Raw genomic sequence first — 21,848 nt, 5'->3', positions numbered from 1 at the left:
GCGCTCCGCTTCCGATCCGCAGACGGCCGCCGCAAGGCGGCCGTTCGCGTTTCAGGCCTCGCCGCGCGCCGGGTGCCGCGCCGGCTCCGGGCAGAGGTCGGCAACCGGTGACGGCGTCTGCGCCGGTACTTCCGCCGGCACTGCCACCGCGCGTGGTTCGATCGTCATCATCTTCGCCTCGCGCCAGCGGCCCCAGCGGTAGTAGGCCAGCGACATCGCCATGGCGCAGACGGCGCTGGCGGGAAAACTCCACCAGATCGCATCCGCACCCAGCGTGGGCTGCAGGAGCGTGGCGAAAGGAATGCGGATGCCCCACAGCGCGATCCCCAGGATCAGCAGCGGCGGCAGCACCGCGCCGGTCGAGCGCACAACGCCCGACACCACGAAGGTCACGCCAAAGAACAGGAACGACCAGACCGCGATGTGGTTGAGGTGCCGCGCGTGCTCCAGGGCTCCGCTCGCCTCGGGCAGGAACAGCGCCAGCGTGTGCCGGTCGAACAGCAGGATCGGCGCGATCAGCGCGCCGGTCAGCAGGAAGTTGAACAGCACGCCGGTGCGCGCGGTCGCATCGACGCGATCCCATCGCCCCGCGCCCACGTTCTGCGCTGCCATGGACGAGCAGGCCGCACCCACCGCCATCGCCGGCATCTGCACGTAGGTCCACAGTTGCAGGGTCGCGCCGTAGGCGGCCGTCATCTCGACGCCGTAGCCGTTGACCATGCTGATCATCATGATCATCGCCAGCGAGATCAGGATCATCTGCAGGCCCATCGGCACGCCCTTGACCACCAGTGCGCGCAGGATGGCGGGATCAGGCCGGTAATAGGCGCGTTCGTGGCGGCTGATCCACAGGGGATGGCGCCGGTGGCGCAGCCACAGCAGCAGCGCGGCCAGGGCGAGTCCATTGGCGATGAAGGTCGCCATCGCCGAGCCGGCGATCCCCATTTCCGGCAGCGGGCCGATGCCGAAGATCAGCAGCGGATTGATGATGATGTCGAGCACGACTGCCAGCAGCAGGAACACGAACGGGGTGCGGGTGTCGCCGGCGCCGCGCAGGATCGCAGTCAGAAACGCGAACATGTACAGGAACGGCACCGCCAGGAAGATGATGCGCAGGTAGGCTTCGGCCAGCGGCAGTGACTCGGCGGGCGTATCCATCCAGCCCAGGATCGCGCGCGACAGCGGCAGCCCGGCCAGCGCGATCATGATCGAGACGGCCAGGAAGAAGCTGGCGCTGGTGCCGATCACGCGGCGCGCCTGCACCATGTCCTGGCTGCCCATCGCCTGCGCGACCAGGATCGTCGCCGCCATGCCGACGCCGAACACCGCGCCGATCAGGAAGAACATGATGTTGTTGGCGTTCGCGGTCGCGGTCAGCGCGTGCTCGCCGAGAAAGCGTCCGACCCAGACCGCGTTGACCGAGCCGTTGAGCGACTGCAGCACGTTGCCGCCCATGATCGGCAGTGCGAACACGAGCAGGGTGGGGGCGATGGGGCCCCGGGTGAGATCGCGTCCGCCGGATTTCATCTGCGGCATCTTGCCAGAGCGCTGTTGAGGCGCGAAGAGAGGGGGCCGGGCTGCGCACGGTCGGGTTGGTCCCGCTGCGGATTGCGCGGATGCGCGGACAAGCTCAAGCGGATGTCATGGTGATGAAGGTCCGAACGCCAGGCAAACAGCCTGGGCGTGAATCGCCGATCGCGATGCGGCCCGGCGGAACCTGTGGCGGGACGAGTGTTCTCGACGGCATTGGGACGGGGCAGGACCTAGAATCCGCCCATGACCGAACACTCCGGCGCAGCGCATACCGTCCGGCTCGACCTGTGGCTATGGGCGGCGCGTTTCTACAAGACGCGCGCACTGGCCAAGCAGGCGGTCGAGACCGGCAAGGTCGAGATCGGCGGCCAGCGCGCGAAGCCGGCGCGTGGCGTACGCGTGGGTGATGCGCTGCGAATCGAACGCGGTGCCGAGGTGTTCGAGCTCGAGGTGTGGGGACTGTCGGACACGCGCGGACCAGCGCCGGTGGCACAGGCGCTCTACGCCGAGTCCGAGGCCTCGCGCCTGCGGCGAGAGGCGGCGCGCGATCTCGCACGCGCCGAGCGTACCGGCTACCGAGCACCGGAAAGCAAGCCGGACAAACGCGCACGCCGGCTGATCCGCGCGCTGGGCGACATCGACGCGAGTTGAGGGGTGGTCGCCTCTCGTCCGGCCCGTCCGGCCCGGCCTACCCGAATCCCTGTAGGAGCGGCTACAGCCGCGATCGAGAACCGGGCACGCGCCCACGGAAGTCCCTTTCGCGGCTGAAGCCGCTCCTACAGAACTGCGTGGCGACGGAGATCCTTCCGGCGCCGCAAGAAAAAGCCCGCGCATCCTGCGATGCGCGGGCCGGTTTACGCGAAGCTGGACTCAGTAGCGGACGCGCAGGGTCACGCCATACATCCGCGGCGCCGCCGGGAAGGCGTTGAAGGTGTTGAGCGGGTTGCCCGGGTCCGGGAACAGCCCCTGCAACGGAGCGTCGAAGCCGACCTGCACATAGTCGGTGTCGGTGATGTTGGTGCCCCAGAGCTCGACCACCCAACGGCTGTCTTCGGCGCCAATGCCGAAGCGGGCGTTGACCACCGTGTAGGACGACTGGTGCTTCTCGACGTCAAGGTCCGAGCCGGTGTTGTAGTCGCCCATGTACTTCGCGCCGATGTTGAAGCGGCCGACCATCGCGTTGCTGAAGTCCCACTCGTAGGTGACCGCCATCGAGCCCGACCACTCCGGCGCGAACGGCATCGTCGCGCCGGGCAGCTTGTACAGCGCACCCGAGGTGCTGAGCGGCGTGCGCTCGACGAAGTCCACCCCCGGGATGTCGTCGCCGAAGGTGGTGTCGGCATACATCAGGCCGCCCTGCAGCATCAGGCCCTGGACCGCCTGCGGCTGCCACAGGATTTCCGCATCCACGCCCTTCGAGGTGACCTTCGGGATCGAGCGCACCACGAAGCTGGTGCCCAGGAAGCTGTTGAGCTGGAAGTCCTCGTACTCCTGGTGGAACAGCGTGGCGTTGAGCAGCAGCGATCCGCCGGCCCAGGTGGTCTTGGCACCGAGTTCGTAGCTGTCCACGAACTCGCCGTCGAACGAGGTATCCAGCACCGGGGTGATGCCCGCGCCGCTGGCGGAATCGCCGTCGGCCGACTGCACGCGATCCAGATTGAAGCCGCCGCCCTTGTAGCCGCGCGCGGCCGACAGGTAGGTCATGACGCTCTCGTTCCAGCGGTAGGCCGCCTTCAACGTGCCCGACCACTCCTTCTCCTCGCTCTCCTGGAAGGTGTCGCGTGCCGGCGAGTTGTGCAGCGCGTTGGCCCAGGGCAGGCACATGTAGCCAGCGATCTGCGGGCCAACGCCCGGGCTGGCGGGCGTCCCGGTCATGATGGCGTTCTGCACCGCGGCCGGCAGGCTGGCAAACGTGCTGCTGCGCGAACTCAGTGCCGCCCGCAGCCGAGCGTAACGGCCCGGGTTGAGCGGATTCTGATCGGTGAGTGCGCCGGTGCAGGCCAGGCTGCCGTTCGGGTTGCTGTAGTCCGAGGTCAGTTCCTTGTCCTCGCGGGTGTAGCGCAGACCGAGCGTGAGGTCGAGCGCGTCCGTTGCGTGCCAGGTGTTGTTGGTGAACAGCGCCAGGCTCTTCGCGTTCTGCTCGTAGCGGTCGAGCGCGCCCAGGCCTGTGAATCCGCTGCCGTAGGGCGTGCCGCCCACCTGCGACAAGAACGCCGCGGGCGGAATGCCCAGCGGGTTGTCCAGCGGAATGCCAGCGGCGGCCAGACCCTGTCCCACCAGCGTATAGACAAGGGTGGACACATAGGGCTCGTAGTGCGGGCCGACGCGGTAGCTCTCGTTGCGCGTCAGGTCCTCGTCGGCATAGAACATCCCGACCATCCAGTCGAGCCGGTCGGTCGAACCGGTCAGGCGCAGCTCCTGGCTGAAGGTCTCGAAGCCGGTATACGACTCGTCCTCGTTGGCGTTGCGGTAGAGCAGGTCGGCGGTGCTGAAGTCGTAGTCGAGGCCGTTGATCGCCTCCCATTCGCGCGAAGCGGTGATCGAGGTCAGCGTCGCGCCGCCCAGGGCGCCGATGTCCCAGTTGATCTCGGCCGAAACGCCGCTTTCCTTGATGTCCTGGGTGGTCGGGCGGTTGCTGTAGGCGACCCGGTCGAAGGGATCGTCGCCAGGCGCCGCGAGAGCCTGGCCGCCGGCCAGCGCGTTGAGGATCGGGGCGGTGCCGCCCACGGTGGTCTGTACGGCGGTGCAGCAGTTCTCCTCGCGACTGGTGTAGTCGGCCGAAAGCAGGATCTCGAGGCTTTCGGACGGCTCGAACAGCAGCTTGCCGCGCAGCGTGTGGAAGTTCTGGTCGTAGTCCTCGTCCTCGGTGCGCGGGCCGTTGCCGGTCTCCACGTCCATCCAGCCGTCGCGCTTGCGCTTGGCCGCGTAGACGCTGAACGTGGCGCTGTCGCTGAAGCTGTCGTTGTAGCTGGCGGCCACGCCGAGCGCGCCGTAGTTGCCGGCGGTCACCTCGGCCTCGGCGCTCTGGGTGTAGCCCGGGCGCCGGGTGATCACGTTGATCACGCCGGCCGAGGTGTTCTTGCCGAACACCGTGCCCTGCGGACCCTTGAGCACCTCGATCCGCTCGAGCTGACCGAGGTCGCCGAAGCCGACGCTGTTGCGCGGCCGGTAGACGCCGTCGATCACCACGCCCACCGACGATTCCAGGCCGACGTTGTCGCCCACCGTGCCGATGCCGCGGATGCGGGCGGTGGTGATGGCCTCGTTCTGGGTGCTGGTGACGGTGAGGCCAGGCACCAGGATCTGCAGGTCCTTGATGTCGCGCACGCTGGCATCGCGCAGCAACTGCTCGTCCAGCGCGGTGACCGAGATGGGCACGTCCTGCAGGGCTTCCTCGCGCTTTTGCGCAGTCACGGTCAGGGTGGCCAGGGTCCTGGTTTCCTCTGCCGGTGCTGCTGCGGAATCCTGGGCAGCCGCCGGAGCGGCCATGGAAACGATCGCCGAGAACAGGGCGACGGCAAGTGTGTTGCGCTGCGGATGGCCTGACGCCATGAGAACTCCCCCAATAGGTTGGAATGGCACTGCGGTGACGCGAAGCGGATGCTGCGACAACGATGCGCGGCCGGCCGCGGCGGGCGCCGCGGGTGGACCTCGGAAATAACGGCCCGCGTGGGGGACTGGCCGGCTTCCGGAAAACCTGGAGCAAACAAAAACCTAACATAATTACGGAATATGGGAAGCGCCCCGTGCGTTTGCGTATGGGCGGCCCCCTCCCCAGCGCCGCCGGAGTGCCCGGATACCGCCCGGACCGGCGACGCGGCCAACCGCCAAGCACCGCCTGGCGGCGCGCAGTTGCGGAGCGTCTCCGGCCGCAGTAGGCTGCATGCGCCGCCACGCCGGCCTGGTTCGCGCGGCCTTCGTGCACGCGCACGCCTGCTGCCGCCAAACGCGGCGAGGGAGGAGCATGGATCTGCTCGAACCGCTGGTCGATCCGCAGCTGTCCCATGTCTCCACGGGGCGCCTTCCCGACGCGGCGCGGGTGCGCCAGCTCGTCATCGACGCACATGCCCGCTTCGCCTCCCTGGACCAGGGGCAGGTGTCGCAGGTGTATCCGGCCCTGGCGCGTGTGTCGCCCGATCTGTTCGGCATCTGCGTCGCAGGCGTGGACGGCCAGGTCTTCTCGGTCGGCGATGCCTCACACCCGTTCACCATCATGAGCGTGTCCAAGCCGTTCGTGTTCGCGCTGGTCTGCGACCTGATCGGCGCCACCGGCGCGCGCGAGCGCATCGGCGCCAACGCCACCGGCTATGCGTTCAATTCGGTGGCCGGGATCGAACGGCAGCCCGGCGCGCGCAGCAATCCGATGGTCAACGCCGGCGCGATTGCCACCACCAGCCTGGCGCCCGGCGCAACCATCGAGCAGCGATGGGAGTTCCTGCGCGGCGGCCTGTCGCGCTTCGCCGGACGCGAGCTGTATCTCAACGACGAGGTGTTCGCCTCGGCCAGCGAGACCAACCATCGCAATCGCGCGATCGCCTCGTTCCTGCACAGCAACGGCGCGATCTGGTGCGATCCGACCGAGGCGGTCGAACTCTATACCCGCCAGTGCTCGCTCGACGTCACCGCCCACGACCTGGCGCTGATGGGGGCCACGCTCGCCAACGGCGGCTTCAACCCGCTCACCCGCGAGTACGTGGTCAGGCCCGACGTGGGCCACTACGTGCTGGCAGTGATGCTGACCGCGGGCATGTACGAAACCTCGGGCGACTGGCTCTACGAAATCGGCCTGCCGGGCAAGAGCGGCATCGGTGGCGGCATCGTCACCGTGTCGCCCGGAAAGGGCGGGCTCGGCACCTTCTCACCGCCGCTGGACGAGGCCGGCAACAGCGTGCGCGGGCAGCTCGCCGCGCAGTCCCTGTCGCAGCGCCTCGGCCTTGACCTGCTGATGTCCACGCCGTCGAGCGGCTGGCCGTAGTCCCGGCGCGCGTCGCGCGGAACCGTTGCACCACCAGAAAAAGGAACTCGCATGAACGCGACTGACATGCAGGACCGACGCGAATCCTGGGTCCCGATGATCGCCATCGCCTTGGGCCAGGCGATCATGTCCTACAACGTCGCCTCGCTGCCGGTCGCGCTGGGCGGCATGGTCGACAGCTTTGGGGTGGCGCCCACGGTGGTGGCCACCGGCATCGTCGCCTATTCGATGATCGTGGCCGGTTTCGTGATGCTGGGCGCCAAGCTGGTGCAGCGCTTCGGCGCGCTGCGCGTGTTCCGCGCGGCGGTGGCGCTGTTCGGCGCCGCGCAGGGGCTGATGACCTTCTCCCCCAGCGCCAACGCCATGATCACCGCGCAGGCGCTGTGCGGCGCCGCCGGCGCCGCGATCGTGCCGTCGCTGGTGGCGCTGATCGCGGAAAACTACCGCGGCACGCAGCAGGCCACGGCGCTGGGCGCACTGGGCTCGGCCCGCGCGGGCGCGGGCGTCGCGGCGTTCCTGATCGGCGGCATTCTCGGCACGACGATCGGCTGGCGGCCGGCCTTTGGCCTGCTGATGGCCGTGTCGGCGCTGGTGTTCCTGCTCAGTTTCCGGTTGCGCTCCGACGGCGGTCGCCCCGACGTGCGCATCGATGGCGTCGGCGTTCTGCTCGCGGCCTCGGCGATCGTGCTGATCAGCTTCGGCTTCAACAACCTCAACACCTGGGGCATCGGGCTGGCGCGACCCGGCGCGCCGTTCAACCTGTTCGGCGTATCGCCGGCGCCGGCGATGATCGTTGTCGGCGTCGCGCTGGGACAGGCGTTCCTGAGCTGGACCCGGCGGCGCGAGCGCCTGGGCAGGACACCGCTGCTGCCGCTGGAGGTGCTCGACTCGCCGCAGGAGCGTGCCGCAGTCTACGCCATGTTCACGGTGGTGGCCCTGGAGGCGGTGCTGAACTTCTCGGTGCCGCTGTACATCCAGATCGTGCAGGGACGCAGCCCGATGGCCACGGCCGTGGCGATGCTGCCGTTCAACCTCACTGTGTTCTTCGCGGCGATGCTGATCGTGCGCTTCTATACGCGCTTCACCCCGCGCCAGATCGGGCGGGGGGGATTCGTGCTGTGCGCGGTCGCACTGCTGTGGCTGGCCTTCGTGATCCGCAACGACTGGAGCGAAGTGCCTGTGATGGCCGGCCTGATCGTGTTCGGCATCGGCCAGGGATCGCTGGTGACCCTGCTGTTCAACGTGCTGGTGACCTCCTCGCCCAAGGAACTGGCCGGCGATGTCGGCTCGCTGCGCGGCACCACCAACAACCTGGCCGCGGCCGTGGGCACTGCGGTCGCCGGCGCGCTGCTGGTGGGCCTGCTGAGCGCGGCGGTGATGCGCAACGTCGCCGCCACCCCGCAGCTGACGGAGGAGCTGCAGGCGCAGATGCCGCTCGACCGCATCACTTTCGTCAGCAACGAGCAGCTTGCCGCGCTCGTCGAGGCCACCAACGCCACCCCGGCGCAGAAGGCCGAAGCGATCCGGATCAACACCGAGTCGCGGCTGCGCGCGTTGAAGATCGCGCTGCTGCTGATGGCCGGCTTCGCGCTGCTGGCGATCTTCCCCGCCGGCCGCCTGCCGAACTACCGGCCAGGCGAGATTCCCGACCCGGACCCGCAGCCCGTCCCGAAGGGGGGAGCAGCGTCGGCCGACGCCTGATTCCGGCGGCGGGGCGATGCACCGCCGTGGCCGTGGTTCCCTTCCCCGCCGCGGCGGCGGTGCAACGCTCCCGCCCCCGGTCCTGTCCGCGCGGGCGCCGCGGCATACACTTGCCGTTCCATCCATCCACCGAGACCGTCCTCTTTGCAGCGCCCCGATCCCGCCCATTCCCCAGCGCCGGGCAAGGCCACCGAACACACGCCCCTGATGAAGCAGTACTTCGCCGCCAAGGCGGAGCACCCCGACGTGCTGCTGTTCTTCCGGATGGGAGATTTCTACGAGCTGTTCCACGACGACGCGCGCAAGGCCGCGCGACTGCTCGACATCACCCTGACCCAGCGCGGCAGTTCCGCCGGGCAACCGATCCCGATGGCCGGCGTGCCGCACCACGCGTCGGAAGGCTACCTGGCGCGGCTGGTGGCGCTGGGCGAGTCGGTGGCGATCTGTGAACAGATCGGCGACCCGGCCGCGAGCAAGGGCCTGGTCGAACGCAAGGTGGTGCGGATCGTCACCCCCGGCACGGTCACCGACGAGGCCCTGCTCAACGAGCGGCGCGACACGCTGCTGCTGGCGCTGGTGCGCGGCAAGGCCGGTTACGGCCTGGCCTGGGCGGACCTGTCGGCGGGGCGCTTCCTGGTCAACGAGGTCGCCAACCAGGACCAGCTGGAGGCCGAGCTGGCCCGGCTCGATCCGGCCGAACTGCTGCTGCCCGACGAGGAAGGCTGGCCGTCATCGCTGCAGGAGCGCACCGGTATGCGTCGGCGCGCGCCGTGGCTGTTCGACCCGGACACGGGACGTCGCCAGCTGCTTCGCTTCTTCGGCCTGCACGATCTCACCGGCTTCGGCATCGAGGACCGGCCGCTGGCCATCGCCGCGGCAGGCGCGCTGCTGGGCTACGTGGAGGAAACGCAGAAACAGCGCCTGCCGCACCTGACCTCGCTCGCGGTGGAAAGCGGCGATGGCGCGATCGCCATGAACGCGGCCACGCGCCGCCACCTCGAACTCGACACCCGCGTCGACGGCGACACCCGCCACACCCTGCTCGGCGTGCTCGACAGCACCGTCTCGCCGATGGGCGGGCGGATGCTGCGGCGCTGGCTGCACCGGCCGCTGCGCGAGCAGGACACCGTGCGCCTGCGCCACGACGCGGTCGCAACCCTGATCCACCACCGCTGCGAGGACACGCTGCGCGAGCGCTTCCGCGCGCTGGGCGACCTGGAGCGGATCCTCTCGCGCATCGCGCTGCGCTCGGCGCGGCCGCGCGACCTGTCGACGCTGCGCGACGGACTGGCGATGCTGCCGTCGCTGCGCGATCTGCTGGCGCCGCTGGATGCGCCGCGCCTGCGCGAACTGTCCGGCCAGCTCGGTGAGCACGACGCCGAAGCCTCGCTGCTGGCGCAGGCGCTGGTCGAGCAACCGCCGGTGCTGGCGCGCGATGGCGGCGTGTTCGCCGACGGCCATGACGCCGAACTCGACGAGCTGCGCAGGCTCAGCACCCACGCCGACCAGTTCCTGGTCGACCTGGAGGCGCGCGAGAAGGCAGCGACCGGCATCGCCACGCTCAAGGTCGGCTACAACCGCGTGCATGGCTACTTCATCGAGGTGAGCAAGGCGCAGGCGGGCAGGGCGCCGGCGCACTACAGTCGCCGGCAGACGCTGACCAACGCCGAGCGCTACATCACCGAGGAACTCAAGACCTTCGAGGACAAGGTGCTGTCGGCGCGCGAACGCGCGCTGGCGCGCGAGCGGCTGCTGTACGAGCAACTGCTCGACGCGCTCAACGCCAGGCTCGAACCGCTGCGCCAATGCGCCGCCGCGCTGAGCGAGCTCGATGTGCTGGCAGCCTTCGCCGAACGCGCGCAGGCGCTGGACTGGTCGCGCCCGGTGCTGAAGCCCGAACCCGGCCTGTGCATCGAGCGTGGCCGTCATCCCGTGGTCGAGGCGGTGCGCGACCAGCCCTTCGAGCCCAACGACCTGGTGCTCGACGGCGATCCTGACGGGAGCGGGCTGCGCATGCTGGTCATCACCGGTCCGAACATGGGCGGCAAGAGCACCTACATGCGCCAGAACGCGCTGATCGTGCTGCTCGCGCACATCGGCAGCTTCGTGCCGGCGGCGCGTGCCGAGATCGGACCGATCGACCGCATCCTCACCCGCATCGGCGCGGGCGACGACCTGGCGAAGGGCCAGTCGACCTTCATGGTCGAGATGGCCGAGACCAGCTACATCCTGCACCACGCCACCGCGCAGTCGCTGGTGCTGATGGACGAGATTGGTCGCGGCACCTCGACCTACGACGGCCTCGCGCTGGCCGAGGCCTGCGCGCGGCACCTGGCCGCCAGCAACCGCAGCTACACGCTGTTCGCCACGCATTATTTCGAGCTGACCGCGCTGGCCACGCCCGGCAGCGGCATCGCCAACGTGCACCTGGACGCGGTGGAGCACCACGACGGCCACGGCAACGAAACGCTGGTGTTCATGCACGCGGTCAAGGACGGACCGGCCAACCGCAGCTTCGGCCTGCAGGTGGCCGCGCTGGCCGGCCTGCCGAAGGCGGTGATCCGCGATGCGCGCGGGCGCCTGGCCGAACTCGAGCAGCGCGGGGACGGTGCGACCACGTCGGCGCCGATGTCGGCCGAGCGCATCGACCAGCCGCAGCAGTTCGGGCTGTTCGCGCAGTCCTCGGCGGCAATGGAGGCACTGGCCTCGATCGATCCGGACGAACTCACCCCGAAGCAGGCGCTGGAGGCGCTGTACCGGCTCAAGGGGATACAGTAGCCGCCCGCGCCGCGCGCCATTTCCGGAGACCTGCCATGTCCAGTTCGCTGACCGACCAGTTGTTCGAACAGCTCCAGGGCGCACCGCTGCAGCAGATCGCGCAGCAGCTCGGCGCCGGGCAGGCACAGACCGCAGGCGCGGTCACCGCGGCGCTGCCGCTGCTGCTCGGTGCGCTCGGCCGCAACGCCAGCCAGCCGCAGGGTGCCGAATCGCTGTACAGCGCGCTGCAGAACGATTTCTCCGGGACCGGCGACCTGGGCGGGCTGCTGGGTGCGGTGCTGGGCGGCGCGCAGTCGCGCCAGACCAACGGTGCCGGCATCCTCGGCCACGTGCTGGGCGGCCAGCTTCCGCGCGCTGAAGCTGGGCTCGGCCAGGCCACCGGCCTTGGCAACGACAAGGCCGGCCAGCTGATGAAGATCCTCGCGCCGATCGTGCTCGCCTTCCTGGCGCGGCAGCTGTTCCAGAACCGCGGTGAGGGCGAACTGGCGCAGCGCGATCCGAACGCACAGTTGCTGGGCTCGATCCTGGGCCAGGAGCAACAGCAGGTGCGCCAGCAGGGCGGCGTCGGCGGTGGCCTGCTTGGCGCCGTGCTCGACCAGGACGGCGACGGCCAGCTCGGGCTTGGCGACCTGCTCAAGATCGGCGGCGGGCTGCTGGGCGGCAAGCGCTGAGCGATGCGGTACCGCGTTGCAGCGACCGGACGGCCCGACCGCGCGCGATGAACACGGATCGTCCGCAACCCGACGCCGGCAGTCCCGCCACCGAAGCCGACGTCGTGGTCATCGGCGCCGGTGCCGCCGGCCTGATGTGCGCGATCACCGCAGCCGCGCGCGGCCGCCGCGTACTGGTGCTCGACCACGCCAACAAGGTCGGCAAGAAGATCCTCATGTCGGGTGGCGGCCGCTGCAACTTCACCAACACCGGCACCACGCCCGCGAACTTCCTGTCGGCCAACCCGCACTTCTGCAAGTCGGCGCTGGCGCGCTACACGCCGGCGGACTTCATCGAAATGGTCGAGCGCCATCGCATCGCGTACCACGAGAAGGAACTCGGCCAGCTGTTCTGCGACGAGTCCTCCAGGCTGATCGTGCGCATGCTGCTGGACGAAGCCGCCGCGGTCGGCGCGCAGGTGCACGCACTCTGCAGCGTGGATGCGATCGAGCAGGTCGGCGAGCGCCATTTCAGGCTGCGGACGACGCTCGGTGTGATCGAATGCGGCGCCCTGGTGATTGCCAGCGGTGGGCTGTCGATCCCCAGCATGGGCGCGAGCGGCTTTGGCTACGCAGTCGCGCGCCAGTTCGGGCACGAGGTCCTCCCCACGCGCGCCGGCCTGGTTCCGCTGACGCTCAGCGGCAAGCACCTGGAGCGGCTGCACGACCTGTCCGGCGTGGCCTTCGACATCGAGGCGCAGTGCAATGGCGCCAGCTTCCGCAACCGGATGCTGCTCACCCACCGCGGCCTGAGCGGGCCGGCGATCCTGCAGGTCTCCTCGTACTGGCAGCCGGGCGACGACCTGCGCCTGGACCTGCTGCCTGCGCTCGATGCCCCCGCCTGGCTTGCGCAGCAGCAGCGCGAACGCCCCGACGCCGCGCTGCGCAGCGTGCTGGCCGAAGTACTGCCGCGCCGATTTGCGCAGCGCCTGTGCGAGGTGTGGCTGCCCGACCGGCCGATGAAGCAGCTCACGCCGGCGCAGCTGCACGCGGCGGCCGACACGCTGCGCAGCTGGCCGCTGGTGGCCAGCGGCACCGAGGGCTACCGCACCGCCGAAGTCACGCTGGGCGGCGTGGATACGGACGGGCTGTCCTCGGCCACGATGATGTCGCGCCGCGTGCCGGGGCTGTACTTCATTGGTGAGGTCGTGGACGTGACCGGTTGGCTGGGCGGATACAACTTCCAGTGGGCATGGGCCTCGGGCCACGCTGCGGGCAGCGCAGCCTGATCGCGCAGGCACGGCGCGCGCCGTGCCGTGGATCTGCGATCCGAGTCGGTTTCGGGTACAAAGACATGCCCTGTCCGCCTGCCTTGTCCATGTCCAGCCAGCTGTTTTCCGATGACGTTCTGAGCCAACTCGCAACCCGCGTGGGCGAGCAGCTGCGCGAGGGCCACCACATGCTGGTGACCGCGGAAAGCTGTACCGGCGGCTGGATCGCCAAGGTGGTGACCGATATCGCCGGATCGTCGGACTGGTTCGACTGCGGCATGGCCGCCTACAGCTACGAGGCCAAGCAGGCGCTGCTGGGCGTGTCGCCGCAGACGCTGGAAGTGCACGGCGCGGTCAGCCGCGAAACCGCGATCGAAATGGTGTCCGGCGCGCTGGTGCATTCAGGCGCATCGGTCGGGGTGGCGGTCACCGGTATCGCCGGCCCCGGTGGCGGCAGTGCCGACAAGCCGGTGGGCACGGTGTGGATTGCATGGAAGCGACGCGGCGGCTATGCGCGCGCAGAGCTGTTCCAGTTCGACGGCGACCGCGAGTCGGTGCGCAGGCAGACCGTTGCCGCCGCGTTGCGCGGCATCGACGGCGCGCTGTCGTGATGCCGGCGCGGGGACGGGCGTGATGTGGGAGACGCTTGGCACTGTCCGCGACCTCGGGCGACTGCAGGACATCGCCCGTGTCCTGGTCCGCTACGGATTCGGTGACATCGCCCGCCGTGTCGGCCTTGCCGGCGCGCTCGAGCGGGCAGGGCGCCTGGTGCACTGGCGGGGGGTGGAGGATGGGCTGCTGCAGCTCGAGGTGCCCGAGCGCGTGCGCGCCGCGCTGCAGGACCTCGGGCCCACCTTCGTCAAGCTCGGCCAGGTCCTGGCCACCCGCGTGGACATGCTGCCGCCGCGCTGGATCGAGGAACTGTCCGAACTGCAGAATGCGGTGCCGCCGGTCGACTTCGAACTGGTGCGGCCACAGCTCACCGAGGATCTCGGCGCCGACCCCGACAGCGTGTTCGCCGACCTCGAGCACGTGCCGATCGCCGCCGCCTCGCTGGCGCAGGCCCACCGCGCGACGTTGGCCGATGGCACGCCGGTGATCCTCAAGGTCCGCCGCCCGGGCATCCGCGACGTGGTCGAGGCCGACCTGCGCCTGCTCTCGCACCTGGCCACGATCGTCGAGAAGCAGATGCCGGAACTGCGCCGCTTCCATCCGGCCGACACCCTGCGCCAGTTCGCCGCATCACTGCGGCGCGAGCTTGATTTCGCCGCCGAATGCCGCAGCGCCGAGCGCATCGCGCGCAACTTCGAGGGCCGCGCCGACATCGTGGTGCCGAAGGTCTACTGGCAGTGGACCTGTGAGCGGCTCAACGTGCAGGAGCGGCTGGAAGGCATTCCCGGTCGCAACCTGGCCGCGGTCGATGCCGCCGGGCTCGACCGCAGCGCACTGGCCCGCACTGGCGCCGGACTGGTGCTGAAGATGGTGCTGCAGGACGGCTTCTTCCACGCCGATCCGCACCCCGGCAACATCTTCTACCTGCCGGGCGGCGCGATCGGCGTGATCGACTTCGGCATGGTCGGGCACGTCTCCGAGCAGCGCCGCTTCCAGATCGTGCGCCTGCTGCACGGCCTGGTCGGGCAGGATGCCGAGGCCGTGTCCGAGGTGCTGGTGGACTGGGCCGGCGACAGCCCCGACATCGACGAAAGCCGGCTGCAGGAATCGGTGGGCCGCTTCGTCGACCAGTACCGCGGCGTGCCGCTGAAGGACCTGCGGATGGGGCAGATGCTTGCCGACGTGACCGCGATCCTGCGCGGGCACGGCCTGACCCTGCTGCCGGACCTGGCGCTGATGATCAAGACCTTCCTCACCCTGGAGGGCATGGGCCGCCAGCTCGACCCCGACTTCGACATGGCCAGCGCGGCGCGGCCCTTCCTCGAGCGCGCGATGCTCGAGCGCTATGCGCCCGGCGTGCTGGCCAGGCGCGGCCGGCGCGCGCTGGCTGGCCTGCTCGACCTGGCGCGCGACATGCCGCAGGACGTGCATCGGCTGCTGCGCGCCGCCCGTCGTGGCAAGCTGCGTGTGCACGTCGACGTCGATTCGCTCAAGGCCTTCGGCGACCAGGTCGACCGCGCGGTGAGCCGGCTCACCATGGGCGTGGTGACCGCAGCGTTGATCGTCGGCTCCTCGATCGTGCTCAACAGCGCCAGCGGCGCCAGTACGGGCCTGCGCATCCTCGGTACCGTCGGCTTCGTCGGCGCCGCCATCGCCGGCATGTGGGTCCTGTTCTCCATCTGGCGCGGCGGTCGATAGCCCCACCCCGATGTCCCTGTAGAAGCGGCTTCAGCCGCGACCCGACGCTTCACCTCGTCGAGCCCCAAGCCTCGTCCATCAGACAACTGCGCCCACGCCGGTTGCTCCATCCATCGATTAGTAGTATTACTACTAACCATGACTCTCACCGACACCCAGCAGGCCATCCTCGGCCTGATCGCCGAACGCATCGAAGCCGAGGGCGTCCCCCCGTCGCAGGCCGAGATCGCCCGCGCCTTCGGTTTCAGCGGCGTGCGTGCCGCGCAATATCATCTCGAAGCGCTCGAGGCCGCCGGTGCCATCGGCCGCGTCCCGGGCCGGGCACGCGGCATCCGGGTGCTGGTGCAGCCGGCCCGGGTCCAGCCCGGACTCGAGTTGCCCCCGTCCAACGACAACGCCCTGCACCTGCCGGTGCTGGGCCAGGTGGCGGCCGGCCTGCCGATCGGCGCCGACATCGGCAGTGAGCAGATGGTGCTGATGGACCGCGCGCTGTTCTCGCCCGCGCCCGACTACCTGCTCAAGGTCAAGGGCGATTCGATGATCGACGAGGGCATCTTCGAAGGCGACCTGATCGGCGTGCACCGCACCAGCGATGCGCGCAGCGGCCAGATCGTGGTCGCGCGCGTGGATGAGGCGATCACCGTCAAGCTCCTGAAGATCGGCAAGGACCGCATCCGCCTGCTGCCGCGCAATCCCGACTACGCGCCCATCGAAGTGCAGCCCGACCAGGACTTCGCCATCGAAGGCCTCTACTGCGGCCTGGTGAGGCCGAACCGGTGAGGCAGGCGCGGGGTTTTCCGACAGCGGCCGGGGCGATTGGCCGGCAGTCCGCGCGCGGGCACATGACCAGCATTGGCGCTGGCGCCTGCGTCGCAGCCTTTGCGATGGGTGCCTGCAAGGATGCACCCAACCCGACAACATCATGACAAGGACCACCAAGATGGACGAGAACAAGAAGCGCGCCCTTTCCGCCGCCTTGAGCCAGATCGAGAAGCAGTTCGGCAAGGGCTCGGTGATGCGCATGGGCGACGGCAGCGTCGAGCCGGCTGAGGTGATCGGCACCGGTTCGCTGATGCTGGACATGGCGCTGGGCATCGGCGGCCTGCCCAAGGGGCGCGTGGTCGAGGTCTACGGTCCCGAGTCCTCGGGCAAGACCACGCTGACCCTGCAGACCATCGCGCAATGCCAGAAGGCTGGCGGAACCGCCGCGTTCATCGATGCCGAACATGCGCTCGATCCGGGCTACGCGCAGAAGCTGGGCGTCAACATCGACGACCTGCTGGTCAGCCAGCCCGATACCGGCGAGCAGGCGCTGGAGATCGCCGACATGCTGGTGCGCTCCAACGCGGTCGACATGGTGGTGATCGACTCGGTGGCGGCGCTCACCCCCCGCGCCGAGATCGAGGGCGAGATGGGCGACCAGCTCCCCGGCCTGCAGGCGCGACTGATGAGCCAGGCACTGCGCAAGCTGACGGGCAACATCAAGCGCAGCAACTGCATGGTGGTCTTCATCAACCAGCTGCGCCACAAGATCGGCATCATGATGCCGGGCCAGAGCCCGGAAGTGACCACCGGCGGCAATGCGCTCAAGTTCTATGCCTCGGTGCGCCTGGACATCCGCCGCATCGGCGCGATCAAGAAGGGCGACGAGATCATCGGCAACCAGACCAGGATCAAGGTGGTCAAGAACAAGATGGCGCCCCCGTTCAAGCAGGTCATCACCGAGATCCTGTACGGCGAGGGCATCAGCCGCGAGGGCGAGCTGATCGAGCTGAGCGTGGAGGCCAAGCTCCTCGACAAGGCCGGCGCCTGGTACAGCTACGGCAGCGAGCGCATCGGCCAGGGCAAGGAGAACGCACGCAACTACCTCAAGGAGAATCCCCAGGTCGCCCTGAAACTGGAAGCCGAGCTGCGCGAAAAGCTGCAGCCGGTGGTCGAGGCCAAGCGTGATGACGACGCGGTCGCTGCGGACTGAGTCGGGAATGATCTTCGCGGCCAGGGACGGCCTTTTCATCCAGCCCTTTCCGGGAACCGGGGGGGCTGACGGGTCACTGGTCGCGGATTTTGACCAGTGCACCCCGACCCGTCCGGCGGTCGGACAGGGTCCGGGGGCGTTGTGAGCGACAGCCCGCGGCCGCGGCGGCAGCGCCCGCAGCTCTCCGCCACCCAGCGGGCACTGGGCCTGCTGACCCGGCGCGAGCATTCGCGGCGGGAACTCACCCGCAAGCTGACCGCGCGCGGCGTGGAGGCGGGCGAGGCGCAGTCCGCCGTGGCCAAACTGGTCGAGGCCGGCTGGCAGGACGACGCGCGCTTTGGCCAGTCGCTTGTGCGCAGCCGCGCTGGCGGTGGATACGGCCCGCTGCACGTCCGCGCGGAACTGGGCATGCATGGGCTCGATCAGGAGGCCGTCGACGCAGCGATGGCCAGTTTCGAGGGCGACTGGGCCGAGGTCGCCCGCGACCTGGTGCGTCGCCGATTCGGCGATGCCGGCCCCTGCGATCCCGCCCAGCGGCGCAAGGCCGCCGAACTGCTGATGCGCCGCGGCTTCGACGGCGACCGCATCCGCGCAGCGACCCGCTTCGACCCGGACGAGTCGGAAGGCTAGGGCAGGCGCGCGAAGAGACGGTCGCGTGCGCGAGGACGGGAGGGAGCCGGGCGCGAAGATTTCTCCCTGCGGTCGAAATGACAGGGCTCGCTGCGGTCGAAATCACTGGGTCACCGCACCTGCCGGCGACTTGTACCGGCCGGTTTGCTAATCTGGCGGCTTCGCTGGGTTGCCTGCTCTGGCCGTGGGCCTCTTCTTGGGGTGTGGCGGGAGGAATCAGGTCGCCCGCCCGTATTCAAGTCCGCCATGACCACGCCCAGCCCCTACACGACCGCGCGCATCCGCAGCGACTTCCTCGAGTTTTTCCGCGGCAAGGACCACGAGATCGTCCCCTCGGCACCGCTGGTGCCCGCGAACGACCCGACCCTGCTGTTCACCAACTCGGGCATGGTCCAGTTCAAGGACGTGTTCCTGGGTGCGGAGAAGCGCGCCAATCCGCGCGCGGCCGACGTCCAGCGCTGCCTGCGCGCTGGCGGCAAGCACAACGACCTCGATGCGGTTGGCTACACCGCGCGCCACCACACCTTCTTCGAGATGCTCGGCAACTGGTCGTTCGGCGACTACTTCAAGAAGGACGCCATCGCCTGGGCCTGGGAGCTGCTGACCCAGGTCTGGAAGCTGCCCGCCGAGCGCCTGCTGGTCACCGTCTACCACACCGATGACGAGGCCTACGGCCTGTGGCACGACGTCATCGGCGTGCCCGCCGAGCGCATCGTCCGTATCGGCGACAACAAGGGCGCGCCGTTTGCGTCCGACAATTTCTGGCAGATGGCCGACACCGGTCCCTGCGGTCCCTGTACCGAGATCTTCTTCGACCACGGCTCCGAGCACTTCGGCGGCCCGCCGGGTTCGCCCGACGAGGACGGCGACCGCTACATCGAGATCTGGAACCTGGTGTTCATGCAGTTCGACAAGCAGCCCGACGGCACGCTGCTGCCGCTGCCCGCACCCTGCGTGGATACCGGCATGGGCCTGGAGCGCCTGGCCGCCGTGCTCCAGCACGTGCACAGCAACTACGAGATCGACCTGTTCCAGGCGCTGATCCGCAAGGCGTCCGGACTCACCGGCATGGCCGATCTGGAGAACAAGTCGCTGCGCGTGATCGCCGACCACATCCGCGCCTGCAGTTTCCTGATCGTCGACGGAGTGCTGCCCTCCAACGAAGGCCGCGGCTACGTGCTGCGCCGGATCATCCGCCGCGCGCTGCGCCACGGCTGGATGCTCGGCACGCGCGAGCCGTTCTTCCATCGCCTGGTGGGCACTCTGGTGGATCTGATGGGCGAGGCCTACCCGGAACTGCCGGCCAGGCGCGAGCTGGTTGAGCGCGCGCTGCTGGCCGAGGAGGAGCGCTTCGCCGAGACGCTCGACGCGGGCATGAAGATCTTCGACGAGGTCGCGGCGAAGTCGGGCGACACCATCCCCGGCGCCGACGCATTCCGCCTCTACGACACCTACGGGTTCCCACTCGACCTCACCCAGGACATCGCGCGCGAGCGCGGGCTGGGCGTGGACACCGCCGGCTTCGACGCGGCGATGGAAAAGCAGCGCGAGACCGCGCGCGCCGCCGGGCGATTCGGCGGCGGCGTGCAGCTGCCCGCTGACCTGGTCGCGCAGCTGCAGCCGACCAGGTTCCTGGGCAACGAGGCGCTGCAGGCCGAGGGGCTCAAGGTTCTTGCGCTGCTCAAGGGCGGGCGCCCGGTTGAAATGGTCGAAGCCGGCGACGAGGCCATCGTGATCCTGGATGCCACGCCGTTCTATGGCGAGTCCGGCGGCCAGGTCGGCGACACCGGCTCGCTCGGCGGGCTCGACACGCGCTTCGCCGTGGACGACACCCAGAAGCTGGCGGGCCAGTTCTTCGGCCACGTCGGCAAGCTGCAGGCCGGCATCCTGCGCCGCGGCGACATCCTGTCCGCCGCAGTCGAAGCCGATCGGCGCGGCAGCATCGTGCTCAACCACAGCGCCACCCACCTGCTGCACGGCGCGCTGCGCGGCCTGCTCGGCACGCACGTGGCGCAGAAGGGGTCGCTGGTCGCGCCCGACCGCCTGCGCTTCGACTTTTCCCATTTCCAGCCGGTGGTAGGCGAGGAGCTGGCCGAGATCGAGCGCCGCGTCAACGTCGAAGTCCGCGCCAACCACGCCGTCGCCATCAACGAGATGGGCATGCAGGACGCCATGGATGCCGGTGCCATCGCCCTGTTCGGCGAGAAGTACGGCGAGCGCGTGCGGGTGGTGAAGATGGGCGAATCGGTCGAGCTGTGCGGCGGCACCCATGTCGGCCGCACCGGTGAGATCGGCCTGTTCAAGCTGGTGTCCGAAGGCGGTGTCTCGGCTGGCGTGCGCCGGGTCGAGGCCCTGACCGGACAGGCGGCGCTGGACTATTTGTTGGGCGAGGAACGTCGCCTGCGCGAGGCCGCCGGCCTGCTCGGTGGCACCACGGCGGAGGTTGCCGACAAGCTTCGCAGCCTGCTCGACCGGCAGAAGCGGCTGGAGCGTGAAATCGACGCGCACAAGGCCAAGGCCGCCAGTGGCGCGACCGCCGATCTCGCTGGCCAGGCCGTCGACGTGGCCGGGATCAAGGTACTGGCAGCGCGCGTGGAAGGCCTGGACGCCAAGGCGCTGCGTGATGCGATGGACCGCCTGCGACAACAGCTCGGCGACGCCGCGATCGTGCTCGCCGGCACCAGCGACGGCAAGGCTGCGCTGGTGGCCGGCGTGGGCGGCGCGGCGGCCGGAAGGGTCAAGGCCGGGGAACTCGTGGCCTTTGTCGCCGGTCGGACCGGCGGCAAGGGCGGTGGTCGACCCGACATGGCCCAGGGCGGCGGCACGGACGGCCCGGAACTGGTCGCGGCGCTGGCCGAGGTGGCCGACTGGGTCGCCGGCAAGCTGGCTGCAAGCTGACCCTGAGTAATTGCTCCATGACCTCTGTCGGTTGACCGGACGTCCAGTCCCCGACATTCTTCCCGTTTGTTTCAGTTTGAAACGTGTGTTGGCAGCAGGCGCGCGCGCCGTGGCCGGGGCGTTTCGGCACAGGCCACCGGCCTACGGAGATTTCCAAGATGTTGATTCTGACCCGCCGCGTCGGCGAGACCCTGATGATCGGCGACTCGGTCACCGTCACGGTCCTCGGGGTAAAGGGCAACCAGGTGCGTATCGGCATCACCGCGCCCAAGGAAGTTGCCGTCCACCGCGAAGAGATCTACCAGCGCATCCGTCGCGGCGACGAAGCCGAGCCGGCTCGTGAACCCGAGGCGGCGCGTGAACCCGAGGCCGGCGTCGATTGATTTGCCGCGGCGGCGGGGACTCCGGTATCCTTCGCGGCTTCGGTGCGTAGCAGCTTTCGCGCTGCGCGATGTTTCCGGAGACTTGCCCGAGCGGCTGAAGGGGCTCCCCTGCTAAGGGAGTATGGGGCTAAAAACTCCATCGAGGGTTCGAATCCCTCAGTCTCCGCCAGTTCCACCAGCTGCAATTGCGTCGACAGTATTGACGACGCCCATGTGAGTTGGGCACAATTCCGCTTCTGCAATGCGCCCGTAGCTCAGCTGGATAGAGCACCAGGCTACGAACTTGGGGGTCGGAGGTTCGAATCCTTCCGGGCGCACCAAATCAACCGGCCAATGGCCGGTTTTTTTGTGCCCGCGGAATTGTCGCGCCGCTGCGTGGGCAAAGCGCGTTCACGCTTGCGTGAAGCAGCGTTTCGCAAGTTGCAGGGACCCTGCCTTCAAATCACATCCGGGGTGACATCCGCGACTGAAATGACATCTGCAGTGGGGATGGCAGATGCAATCCAGATGACAGATGCAGTGGAAATGACACATGCAGTCGCAGTCGCGCTGCGCTGCACGCAGCTCCTGCGCTCCCCTGTGTCCGGGCTCACGTCGAAACTGTGTCGGCAGCCCGGGATGCTCGCGTTGATCCGGCGTTGCACGCGGCATTCACTGCCGGTGGTCTCCTAAAGCGTCTAATGGCCTGGCTGCCGGGCCGCGCGAGCGGTAAGGCAGGGCAGGGGATCGTTCACTCCGGAGTGC

At 69.0% G+C, this 21,848-nt stretch carries 15 protein-coding genes and 2 tRNA genes; 15 read left to right on the top strand and 2 right to left on the bottom strand.

The annotated features are described in order from the left end of the window. Window positions 1–51 precede the first annotated feature (51 nt). A complete protein-coding gene (locus tag ACW5EG_RS10030; RefSeq protein ID WP_457019794.1) occupies window positions 52–1,527 on the bottom strand; it encodes an MATE family efflux transporter in 1,476 nt (491 codons plus the stop codon). Window positions 1,528–1,776: 249 nt separating this feature from the next. On the opposite strand from ACW5EG_RS10030, the gene ACW5EG_RS10025 reads away from it, so the two are divergent. Further along, window positions 1,777–2,184, top strand: a complete 408-nt coding sequence (locus ACW5EG_RS10025; RefSeq protein WP_457019792.1) for an RNA-binding S4 domain-containing protein — start codon at window positions 1,777–1,779, stop codon at window positions 2,182–2,184. Between the two features lie 219 nt (window positions 2,185–2,403). Here ACW5EG_RS10025 and ACW5EG_RS10020 read toward each other — a convergent pair whose 3' ends face one another. Then, on the bottom strand, window positions 2,404–5,085 hold the full coding sequence (locus ACW5EG_RS10020) for a TonB-dependent receptor (protein WP_457019790.1): 2,682 nt from the start codon (window positions 5,083–5,085) through the stop codon (window positions 2,404–2,406). 412 nt (window positions 5,086–5,497) lie between these two features. On the opposite strand from ACW5EG_RS10020, the gene glsA reads away from it, so the two are divergent. From glsA to ACW5EG_RS09950, 14 genes are all read left to right on the top strand, one after another. Then, on the top strand, window positions 5,498–6,508 hold the full coding sequence (gene glsA / locus ACW5EG_RS10015) for a glutaminase A (protein ID WP_457019788.1): 1,011 nt from the start codon (window positions 5,498–5,500) through the stop codon (window positions 6,506–6,508). A 51-nt stretch (window positions 6,509–6,559) separates the two neighbouring features. Then, complete coding sequence (locus tag ACW5EG_RS10010) at window positions 6,560–8,209, top strand: MFS transporter (RefSeq protein ID WP_457019786.1); 1,650 nt, start codon at window positions 6,560–6,562, stop codon at window positions 8,207–8,209. A gap of 207 nt (window positions 8,210–8,416) precedes the next feature. Continuing rightward, window positions 8,417–10,987 (top strand): DNA mismatch repair protein MutS, encoded by a 2,571-nt coding sequence (gene mutS / locus ACW5EG_RS10005; protein ID WP_457019785.1) that lies wholly within the window; start codon window positions 8,417–8,419, stop codon window positions 10,985–10,987. A gap of 35 nt (window positions 10,988–11,022) precedes the next feature. Then, window positions 11,023–11,658: a DUF937 domain-containing protein gene (locus tag ACW5EG_RS10000; protein ID WP_457019783.1), complete on the top strand. Its 636-nt coding sequence runs from the start codon at window positions 11,023–11,025 to the stop codon at window positions 11,656–11,658. Between the two features lie 47 nt (window positions 11,659–11,705). Beyond that, the gene (locus ACW5EG_RS09995; protein ID WP_457019781.1) at window positions 11,706–12,926 is read left to right on the top strand and encodes an NAD(P)/FAD-dependent oxidoreductase; all 1,221 of its coding nucleotides are present in this window, start codon (window positions 11,706–11,708) and stop codon (window positions 12,924–12,926) included. A gap of 89 nt (window positions 12,927–13,015) precedes the next feature. Further along, the gene (locus ACW5EG_RS09990; RefSeq protein ID WP_457019780.1) at window positions 13,016–13,519 is read left to right on the top strand and encodes a CinA family protein; all 504 of its coding nucleotides are present in this window, start codon (window positions 13,016–13,018) and stop codon (window positions 13,517–13,519) included. A 22-nt stretch (window positions 13,520–13,541) separates the two neighbouring features. After that, window positions 13,542–15,218, top strand: a complete 1,677-nt coding sequence (locus ACW5EG_RS09985) for an ABC1 kinase family protein (RefSeq protein WP_457019779.1) — start codon at window positions 13,542–13,544, stop codon at window positions 15,216–15,218. 138 nt (window positions 15,219–15,356) lie between these two features. Continuing rightward, a complete protein-coding gene (gene lexA / locus ACW5EG_RS09980; protein WP_457019778.1) occupies window positions 15,357–15,998 on the top strand; it encodes a transcriptional repressor LexA in 642 nt (213 codons plus the stop codon). A gap of 160 nt (window positions 15,999–16,158) precedes the next feature. Then, window positions 16,159–17,193 carry a recombinase RecA gene (gene recA / locus ACW5EG_RS09975; RefSeq protein ID WP_457019894.1) on the top strand — a complete coding sequence of 345 codons (1,035 nt, stop codon included), beginning with the start codon at window positions 16,159–16,161 and terminating at the stop codon, window positions 17,191–17,193. 141 nt (window positions 17,194–17,334) lie between these two features. Continuing rightward, window positions 17,335–17,823 carry a recombination regulator RecX gene (gene recX, locus ACW5EG_RS09970; RefSeq protein ID WP_457019776.1) on the top strand — a complete coding sequence of 163 codons (489 nt, stop codon included), beginning with the start codon at window positions 17,335–17,337 and terminating at the stop codon, window positions 17,821–17,823. Between the two features lie 246 nt (window positions 17,824–18,069). Further along, on the top strand, window positions 18,070–20,721 hold the full coding sequence (alaS, locus tag ACW5EG_RS09965) for an alanine--tRNA ligase (protein WP_457019775.1): 2,652 nt from the start codon (window positions 18,070–18,072) through the stop codon (window positions 20,719–20,721). 158 nt (window positions 20,722–20,879) lie between these two features. Continuing rightward, on the top strand, window positions 20,880–21,104 hold the full coding sequence (gene csrA / locus ACW5EG_RS09960; protein WP_457019774.1) for a carbon storage regulator CsrA: 225 nt from the start codon (window positions 20,880–20,882) through the stop codon (window positions 21,102–21,104). 76 nt (window positions 21,105–21,180) lie between these two features. Then, window positions 21,181–21,273: transfer RNA gene (locus ACW5EG_RS09955), tRNA-Ser, on the top strand. A 74-nt stretch (window positions 21,274–21,347) separates the two neighbouring features. Further along, a tRNA-Arg gene (locus tag ACW5EG_RS09950) sits at window positions 21,348–21,424 on the top strand. Window positions 21,425–21,848 lie beyond the last annotated feature (424 nt).

The sequence above is a fragment of the Luteimonas sp. A611 genome, from assembly GCF_054072715.1.
The sequence above is the reverse complement of the archived record's forward strand: the minus strand, read 5'-3'. Positions and strand labels throughout refer to the sequence as shown.